The 9,493-nt window shown below is 39.3% G+C and carries 9 protein-coding genes; 1 reads left to right on the top strand and 8 read right to left on the bottom strand.

Going from position 1 to position 9,493, the window contains the following annotated elements:
* Positions 1–394 precede the first annotated feature (394 nt).
* From QYB95_RS13720 to QYB95_RS13695, 6 genes are all read right to left on the bottom strand, one after another.
* Positions 395–916: a DUF1292 domain-containing protein gene (locus QYB95_RS13720; protein ID WP_301138910.1), complete on the bottom strand. Its 522-nt coding sequence runs from the start codon at positions 914–916 to the stop codon at positions 395–397.
* A gap of 122 nt (positions 917–1,038) precedes the next feature.
* Positions 1,039–1,344 (bottom strand): DUF1292 domain-containing protein, encoded by a 306-nt coding sequence (locus QYB95_RS13715; RefSeq protein WP_301138909.1) that lies wholly within the window; start codon positions 1,342–1,344, stop codon positions 1,039–1,041.
* A gap of 217 nt (positions 1,345–1,561) precedes the next feature.
* The gene (gene ruvX / locus QYB95_RS13710; protein ID WP_301138908.1) at positions 1,562–1,984 is read right to left on the bottom strand and encodes a Holliday junction resolvase RuvX; all 423 of its coding nucleotides are present in this window, start codon (positions 1,982–1,984) and stop codon (positions 1,562–1,564) included.
* A gap of 8 nt (positions 1,985–1,992) precedes the next feature.
* The gene (locus tag QYB95_RS13705; protein WP_036201762.1) at positions 1,993–2,259 is read right to left on the bottom strand and encodes an IreB family regulatory phosphoprotein; all 267 of its coding nucleotides are present in this window, start codon (positions 2,257–2,259) and stop codon (positions 1,993–1,995) included.
* A 172-nt stretch (positions 2,260–2,431) separates the two neighbouring features.
* Complete coding sequence (gene alaS, locus QYB95_RS13700) at positions 2,432–5,092, bottom strand: alanine--tRNA ligase (RefSeq protein WP_301138907.1); 2,661 nt, start codon at positions 5,090–5,092, stop codon at positions 2,432–2,434.
* Between the two features lie 684 nt (positions 5,093–5,776).
* Positions 5,777–6,571, bottom strand: a complete 795-nt coding sequence (locus QYB95_RS13695) for a GNAT family N-acetyltransferase (RefSeq protein WP_301138906.1) — start codon at positions 6,569–6,571, stop codon at positions 5,777–5,779.
* A 160-nt stretch (positions 6,572–6,731) separates the two neighbouring features.
* Here QYB95_RS13695 and QYB95_RS13690 point away from each other — a divergent pair, with 160 nt between their 5' ends.
* Entirely contained in the window at positions 6,732–7,415 is a 684-nt protein-coding gene (locus QYB95_RS13690) for a TerC family protein (protein WP_301138905.1), read from the top strand.
* Positions 7,416–7,427: 12 nt separating this feature from the next.
* Here the strand turns inward: QYB95_RS13690 and QYB95_RS13685 are convergent, their stop codons facing one another.
* Both QYB95_RS13685 and QYB95_RS13680 read right to left on the bottom strand, forming a co-directional pair.
* Positions 7,428–8,582, bottom strand: a complete 1,155-nt coding sequence (locus QYB95_RS13685; protein WP_301138904.1) for an MFS transporter — start codon at positions 8,580–8,582, stop codon at positions 7,428–7,430.
* 113 nt (positions 8,583–8,695) lie between these two features.
* A complete protein-coding gene (locus tag QYB95_RS13680) occupies positions 8,696–9,466 on the bottom strand; it encodes a sporulation protein (protein ID WP_301138903.1) in 771 nt (256 codons plus the stop codon).
* Positions 9,467–9,493: the final 27 nt, after the last annotated feature.

Here is a 9,493-nt window from a genome sequence, read left to right as displayed (position 1 = left end):
GGAACTTCGAGAGGCCTTCACACTTCCCGTTTATGCTATGTAGCCATCGAATCGGGCTTCGAGACTCACTTTCAGTTACCGTTCGCTTTTAAGTCACCTCATCGGGCTTCGAGAGGCCGACTCACTTCCCGTTTATGCGATAGAGTCACCAAATCGGTTTTCGAGACCTGTTTTCAATGCCCGATCTTGCTATAAAGTCGACTCACCCGGCTTCGAGAGGCCTTCTCATTTCCCGTTAATCCTATAGACCCATCGAAACGGGTTTCAAAAATCAGCAGCAGCCCAATCCCTCAGAGGTTTCCAAATAACTTTTCTTCTTTCTAAACTAAACCATAAAAAAAGATAATCCAAAAAGTGTTAACCACACTTTAGATTATCCCTGAACTCATAATTATTATTTTTGATTCAATGACTGAAGCTCTTGTTCAACTTTATCCCATTCCTCATCGGTTTCTATTGGCAGCAGGTCTTGGACTTCCCCTTTTTCACCAGCGATATAGCATGCTGCGAATATTTCCCCAATTTCTTCCTGGTCTGCAAATGTGTAGAGGATGTAGGATTTATTAAACTCTTCCAATTCAAAACGATGAATCACTTCACATAGTACTTCTTCACCATTTTCATCTGAAATTGTAAAGAAATCTTCTTCTCCCTCGCTGAATTCAGCAATTAGCGTATTCAGCACCTCATCTACCATTTCCCATTCAGCTTCCGTTTCTAAAGGAGTGAAATCTGTCATTTCCCCATTCTCATCGAGTTCAAAACGAAGTGCCGATATTTCCTCGCTGTCATTTCCCTCATCGTCAACCATGGAATATAACACATATGAATGTTCATCACTATCAAACGTAAAAATGGCTCTACATTGCTGTTCAGTACCATCCTCTAATTGAACTTTAAAATACTGTTCGTCCATTTTGGACACCTCCAAATAGTTTTACAAAGTTATACGCAAATATTGATTCTATTTTATAATAAATTACGTCCTTAAGATTAAAAAAGGTAGGCAAAATTTACGCCCACCTTTTCATTTAGATATTATTCTTCTTCGTCATCGAATTGATCTTCTAATTGATTTAAAACATCTTCGATTAAATCCCATTCAGCTTCCGTTTCAATCGGTTCTAATTCTCCGTCTTCTCCGTTTTCTGATGGCGTGAATGCAGAAGCGAAGATTTCAATTTGTCCTTCATCATCTTCTTCTGCCCCAACTAAAGAATAAAGAACATAAGATTTACCAAATTCTTCAGAATCGAAAGTGTGAATTACTTCGCATAATTGTTCATTTCCATTTTCGTCGACAATTGTAATATGTCTTTGTTCGTGATCGTGTTCTTGTACCATTATTGGTCACCTCTTCATAAATTTTCAACTTTACTAAACGCTTGAATGTAAGTTGTTTTTGCCCCTTAGCAAGGTTCGGGGCAAAGCATGCCCCTGTCACTTCACTTTCGGGGCAGAGAGTAAATATTCGGGAATGCGAATATTAATTCTTGCTCCTGCGGTGGTCACATTAAAATGTCACCATACTCTTCGCAAAGGAACGTCTCAAAATAAATTTTCAGACGTTTCCTTTACTATCCAGATACCCTTGCAGAATCATGACGGCAGCCATTTTATCGATTACTTGTTTGCGCTTTTTTCGGCTAACATCGGCGTCGATAAGCATTCGCTCTGCAGCCATTGTAGTTAAACGTTCGTCCCACAGTTTGACCGGTAAATGGAAGGTCTCTTCCAATAATATTTTATAATTATTGGAAGCTTCTCCACGCGGTCCGACTGTGTTGTTCATGTTTTTAGGAAAGCCTACTACAAATTCGGTAACAGCATATTCTTTTACAAGCTCTTTTATACGTTCTATTCCAAAGTCGCCTGTTTCTTCGTTAATTTTTACGGTCTCAATTCCTTGTGCAGTCCATCCTAGCGCATCGCTAATGGCAACGCCTACCGTTTTTGACCCTACGTCCAAACCCATAATTCTCATATTATCTATTATGCCTCGTTATTCTTCTTAATATAAAACTTAACCAGCTCTTCAAGAATTTCATCACGCTCAAGCTTGCGTATTAAATTTCGTGCATCCTGATGGCGAGGGATGTATGCCGGATCACCAGATAAAAGATACCCTACAATTTGATTAGTAGGATTATACCCCTTCTCTTCCAGTGAAGAGTACACCTTCAGCATCACTTGCTTTACTTCTTGTTCCATTGATTCTTCTGGGAAACTAAATTTCATTGTTTTATCAAACGAACTCAAGACCAGCACCTCGCTTTCAGAAATTAGGAGATGCAACAACGGTCTACATCCCCATTTTCTTTATTATAACTTATTCTTGCTGTCAATCAAATATTGTTATGGTATTCTATCCATTTTATGTTACAACAAGTATATTTGTAATAGGAGTATTTCATACTTTTGCTATATAAGATTAAAAAGATTTAACGTAATCATACACAGAAACTAATGCTTCTTCAAGTTTAGAGGCATCCTTCGCTCCAGCCATCGCCATATCCGGACGACCGCCGCCTTTACCTCCGCAAGCTTCTGCAACAGTTTTCACGATGTTGCCGGCATGATAGTTTCCTCCGACTAAATCCTTCGATACTCCGGCACAAAGCATAACTTTTTCGCCATCGACAGCGCCAAGTACGATGACTGCTTTTTCCAGCTTACCTTTTAAATCATCCATCATTTGTCGCAATTGATTGTTATCTTTTGCATCGACTTTCGTTGCCAGTACTGTTACATCTCCAATTTTTTGAGCGGCATCCAGAACTGCACTTGCTTGGGAATTGGCAATTTTTTGTGATAGCGCATCATTGTCACGTTGTTGCTCTTTTAATTCATGCTGCAGATTTTCAACACGTGCAACCAAGTCTTTTGGATTCGCTTTTAAAAGACTTGCTGATTCTTCCAGAATGCGTTGTTCTTCTTTTACAGCTTCATATGCCGCTTTACCAGTAACGGCTTCAATACGGCGAGTACCTGCTCCAATACCTGCTTCAGAGACAATCTTGAATAAACCGATTTCAGATGAACGTTTTACATGAATACCACCGCAAAGTTCAACAGAATAGTCACTTACTTGAACAACACGAACGACATCTCCATATTTTTCACCGAATAATGCCATAGCTCCCATTGCTTTTGCTTCTGCAATCGACATTTCTTCAATCACTACTTCAATATCATCCCAAATTTTTTCGTTAACAATACGTTCTATTTTTTCAATCTCTTCTTTTGTAGCTGGACCAAAGTGAGAGAAGTCAAAACGTAGACGGTCTGGACCTACATATGAACCTGCTTGGTTTACGTGGTCACCAAGGACATCTTTTAAAGCACTTTGCATAATGTGTGTTGCTGTATGGTTTTTCACTACTAGATTGCGTTCTTCACGATCAACCGTCGCCACCACATCATCATTTAAGTTCATTTCACCGGATTCCACTACCACTGTATGAAGCGATTGGCCATTTGGGGCTTTTTGTACATCTTTTACAAAAGCTTTGAATGTATCATTTTCGATTGTCCCGTGATCTGCAACTTGCCCACCCATTTCAGCGTAGAAAGGTGTTTCAGCTAGAATTACCAGAACCTCGTCCCCTTCGGAAGCAACCTCTACAATTTGGCCATTTGCTACCATAGCCACAACTTTCGTTTCCGTTTGCAGCGTATCATAGCCAACAAAATTAGACTCTTGCTTCAAGTTCGCTAAAACTTCTGATTGTACTTGCATTGAATCAACATCCGCACGAGCTGCACGAGCACGTTCACGCTGTTCTTCCATCGCTGCTTCAAAACCTTCATGGTCAACCTTCATACCAGCCTCTTCAGCATATTCTTCCGTTAGCTCCACAGGGAAACCATATGTGTCATAAAGACGGAATGCATCGCTGCCAGGAATGACATTTAATCCTGCTGCTTTCTCCTTTTTGATGACTTCAGAAAGAATTGCCAATCCGCCATCCAGTGTTTCGTGGAAGCGATTTTCTTCGTTTTTAATCACCCGCTGAATAAATTCCGTTTTTTCTTTCACTTCAGGGTAGAAGTCCTGCATGATTTCACCAACAGTTGGTACCAGTTCAAACATAAATGGTTTTTCGATTCCAATTTGTTTAGCATAACGAACAGCACGACGTAACAGACGGCGCAATACATAACCGCGTCCCTCATTTGAAGGAAGTGCTCCATCTCCAATTGCAAAGGCAACAGTGCGAATATGGTCGGCAATTACTTTAAATGGTGTATTGATATCTTCTTCGCTACCGAAGATTTCTTTTAAATCGATTTCACCAGGGCGTTTGTACGTACGGTTTGCAAAGTCTTCAATTTTCTCGATAATTGGCATAAATAAATCCGTATCGAAGTTTGTTGGCACATTTTGTACAACAGATGCCATACGTTCAAGACCCATGCCTGTATCAATATTTTGCTTTGGAAGCGGCGTATATGTACCATCCGGGTTATGGTTGAATTGCGAGAATACCAAGTTCCAAATTTCAAGATAACGTTCGTTTTCTCCACCTGGATATAACTCCGGATCATTTTCATCGTTGCCATATTCAGATCCACGGTCGTAGAAAATTTCGGAGTTTGGACCAGATGGACCTTCCCCGATATCCCAGAAGTTCCCTTCAATTCGGATTAAGCGTTCTTCAGGAATGCCGATTTCATTTTTCCAGATATCATATGCTTCTTGGTCTTCTGGATGAATCGTAATGGATAATAGCTCCGGGTTGAATCCCATCCATTTTGAATCCGTCAAGAACTCCCAAGCAAAGTGGATCGCTTCTTTTTTAAAGTAATCCCCAATCGAGAAGTTTCCTAACATTTCGAAGAATGTATGGTGGCGCGCTGTTTTCCCTACGTTTTCAATATCGTTTGTACGAATTGATTTTTGTGCATTTGTGATACGGGGATTATCAGGGATGACACGTCCATCAAAGTATTTTTTTAATGTTGCCACACCTGAGTTAATCCAAAGCAATGAAGCGTCATTAATTGGGACTAGTGGTGCTGATGGTTCTTGGGCATGTCCTTTTTCAATAAAAAATTCTAAATATTTGCGACGAATATCTGATGCTTTCATTTAAATCTACCTCCAAAATTAAGTTCAATTTGTTTTTTACAAGATGGCGCAAAGTTTAAGTTCGTTACCATATTTTCGGATTGTAAACCCGCCTGTACAATGGACTTACCCCGAGACTATCACAGTTTTCCCAACAAAAATGCCGGCTAGTTCCGGCAATTCATATTTTTAGCAAAATAAAAAGCCCCCATCCCAGGTAAAGGGACGAAGACTGTCATTTCGCGGTACCACCCTAATTTATAAGTCGGCTAAAGACAATCACTTTCATTCTTACTCGTTAAAAAATCTTCATGACCTTTATGGTCACTCCGGTTATTTCACTCGTCACGCCTTGACTGGCAAGCGATTTCTTTTTAGCCTCTGTTGATTAAGAAGCTTAAGTCACCAAACTTATATCTCAAGCACTGTAACGTAAGTGAACGGCAGGGATTAGCTGCACTCAGGAGTAGCTTTCGGTTAATGCTGTACGCAAGATTCTTTCAGCCTAAGGAATCTCTTTCTGTCCGCCCCGCATAAACTTACTGTTTCCATCATTGTTTTAGTATTATTCTACACTACTGATTTTAAGATGCCTTCTATAAAAAACAGCATCGCGGAAATCCTATAGAAAATAAATTCGTATTTTCTAATAAATTATATGAAATGGATGACATTGTGTCAATTATAACTATTTTACTTTATCCTTTACTCATAACGATACATATTCCAAAATCCGATATCCTCAAAGCCAAGACGCTTATAAATTTTTCCTGCTTCCGGATTATCATAGAATAAACAAAGCTCTTTTCCTTCAGCCAAAAGGTCTTTACAAAGCTTAATCATACAATCTGTAGCAAGTCCCTGCCGTTTGAAATTCTCTCTTGTTGCAACAGCAATAATCATAGCCGAGGAACTATTTTCTGCCGTAGTCGACGCAGTTGTTGCCATTTCACCATCCACTCGAATAAAGTATGTTCGCCCTGTTTTATTTTCAATCATGCGTTTCTTTGATTCCACGCTAATATTGCTAGTCTGAAATTCAGGTATTCCCTTTAGAAGATCGACATTCTCTTCAACTTCATCTAAAGTAAGCTTTTCAACCTTCCCTAACTCCTCAGCACTCTTATTTTCCAGCAACCTTTGACACTTCGCATAGTAAAATGAATTGCTGCTTCGTTTTTTCTTTGGAATTAGAGGCTCCAGCCTTTCTACTATTTCTTTCAAACCCGATAATTCACGCATATTCGGGTCACTATTGATGATTTCAGCGAAGCCTTCCATATCATATTGCCCTGTCGCATAAGGTATATAATTAGTTTCATATTTCAGTAGCACTGCAATAAGTTCTCCAGCTTCGTCAAATCCCCCCCAGATCGTTTGAAACTCATTATCAAACCCGAATGCTTCAACATCACCGATAATGAATAAGTTCTCGGCTGGCTTAATGCAAACGAATTCCATCAGCTGCTTTCGATTTGCTTCCGTAAGTTTTTTTATCATGTTCATCCCTCACAATGACAATAAAATTATTAAGAAATTACCATAAATTAGTACTTAGTTCAATAGAGATTCCACATTCCCCTTCTTAAAAGACTAGCCTTTTCATATATTGATTGATAAGTGGACGAACATTGCTAAAAAAGATTGGAGCGAAAATGTAGTGGAAATCTTATCTGGTGAATTTTTATCTGCCCTGATCACTATAATTTTTATCGATTTAATTCTTGCTGGCGATAATGCTTTACTGATCGGGCTGGTTGCGAAAAACTTGCCAAAGAGCCAGCAAAAGTCCGTTATTTTTTGGGGAACATTTTGTGCCATCCTGGTTCGCATCCTACTAACTTTGGTCGCTGTTAAACTACTTCAGTACGATGGTCTCTTATTGGTAGGTGGTATCTTGCTATTGTATATCTCATACAAACTCCTACTGACAGAAGAAGACTTGAATGTAAAACCAAGCAAGAAGAATTTTTGGGGTGCAATCGGAACAATTCTCCTAGCCGACCTATTGATGGGTGTGGATAATATAATCGCTGTAGCTGGTGCTGCTCACGGCAGTATCCTGCTCGTTATTATCGGTCTCATTGTCTCCATTCCCATTGTTGTTTGGGGCAGTGCATTTGTAACCAAATTAATGGAAAAATTCCCGGTTATTATTGTACTGGGGTCAGCCCTTCTAACGTGGACAGCTGCGAAAATGATCGTAAAAGACAACTATGTGGCACACTTTTTCACTTCACAGGAAGCAATATATAAATTTGAAATCATAGTTGTGATGGTGGTTATGATTATTGGCCTTTCCGTAAAATTCTTATTAAAACGTAAAGAAGTCGCCCCCAACTAAGGGCGACTTTTTCTAATATTGATAGCTCTTTTTAGTTAAAAGAATAATGATTATGGCCGGAACAGTAGCGACTGTCATTCCCAAGAAGGCAAGACCGGGCTCGATGTCATATAGGAATCCTCCAAATAACGTGAGAACAGCCGCACTCAAACTTGTTGCTAACGCAGAGTATAATCCTTGCGCATTGGATAGTTGCTGTTTTGGCAAATTACGTGTTATGTATTGAACAAAGGCATAATGGGACATCGCAAATGCAAGTGCATGCAAAGCCTGTGATAGAATGAACATCCACACATTCGGAAATGCGAAAATCATCACCCATCTCAGAGTGGAACCGGAACCTGCAAGAAGCAGCAATGAAGATGTTTTCCATTTAGAAAATAATTGATCGACCTTTAAAAAGAATAAAATTTCAAATAATACTGCAACGTTCAGTATCATCCCGATGTAAAAAGTATTTACTTCCAAATATTTCTGTAAATAGATGTAACTATAATTGTAATAAGAGGCAAGGGATCCTTGCAGCAGGATAATAATCACCATTACAATCGGGAATCCTTTTATTTTCCACAGGCTTCTCATCGAGAATTCTTGTGAGCGATCTTCTACTGTAGGCTTCATATTCAGTACTTCCGGAGCAGGCATGGCTTGCAGACTCAGCATGATGATCAGATAGCCAATCATGCACCATAAGATTACACTCTCACCCAGAATGCCAATAATAAGGCTAAGTATAAAAACAGAAATTACAAAACTGATCGACCCATAGGAGCGACTCTTTCCATAGTGGACATTCCCTTGCTGTACAAGTGTGGATGCATTACTCTCGATTGCGGGCAATAACGACGGATAGAATAAACTGAATATCATCGTTACAATGAATATTGCGACGAAATTAGTAAACGGGATATATAAGATGGCAGAAATCAATGCACTAATTACTAAAAATTGCGTTAATTTTTTGTCGCTTAAATATTTCGAAGCCACTGGAAAAACAAACATGGTCGAGAAGGCCCGTGCTACTAATCCAAAGCCCATAATGAGACTTACTTGTTGTACCGATAATCCTTTTGCTTCACTCAGCCAACCTGACCAATACTGCAAATATACGCCCCAGGTAAAGAAAAAGATAAAGAAATTCCGGGACAACCAACGTTGATCGTTCATGATTGCATTCAACCTCCAATATAGTTTGAATCATAGCATACTTCTTGTTTGAATAAATAGATAAAAATGTAAAAAAGCCGCTATAAGCTTTTGGCTTATTGCGGCTACTATTTTTAAGAATATCTCGAAATGACTTGTCTTAGTTGTTCACCTAACGTATACAGATCCTGTTGTGAAACCGTCATTTTCACGTGGGTTTCATCAGCATCCAACGCTTCTGCCAGGAATCCTCCGAGTCCTCTTGCTTTTCGGTCCACTTGCATTAGTAATTCAACTTGGCTTTGAGATTGAGAAAGGAAAACAACTTCTAGCTCGTCTAGTCGACCTCTAAAAGCGCCAGTAGTTGGAACAAATTCAAATTCCTGAATAAATGAATAGTTGCTTCGATATTTGTATGAAGCCTGCTGGCATTCTACCTTGCGCAATTTAAATCCTAATTGTTCTACTTCATCCAGTACCCTTGAAGCAATTTTGGATGGTCGGATATCAATGTAATCCTTGTCTTCTGAATCCACGCCGCTTCTAATATCCAATTCAGTAGCAACCCACACTTTCGTTTTTCCTACCGTAATTGGGACATCCAAAGGAATAGCAAAAGAAAATGGAATGGTTTTAGTTTCATTCGCATTAATGATAAACGGATCACTAACCTTAAACTTCTGGATCGGAGCGTTAGCAGTATATTTATTGTCGTCGACTTCCTTTATATATGTTGTATATAAAGTTAAATAAATGGCATTAATCTGCTGTTCGACATTTCCTCCATAGATCTCGATTTCACCCTTTATTTGTTCGCCGGCTTGATAAGAGGAACTTTCCAGTTTCGTATCTACCTTTGCGGAACCAATCCCAATACTTGCTCCCAACTTTTTGAAAAACGCCATTTCAAGCACTCCCATCATAAAATATAA

This window comes from Ureibacillus aquaedulcis (assembly GCF_030418165.1).
In the GTDB taxonomy this organism is placed as follows: domain Bacteria; phylum Bacillota; class Bacilli; order Bacillales_A; family Planococcaceae; genus Ureibacillus; species Ureibacillus aquaedulcis.
The sequence above is the reverse complement of the archived record's forward strand: the minus strand, read 5'-3'. Positions and strand labels throughout refer to the sequence as shown.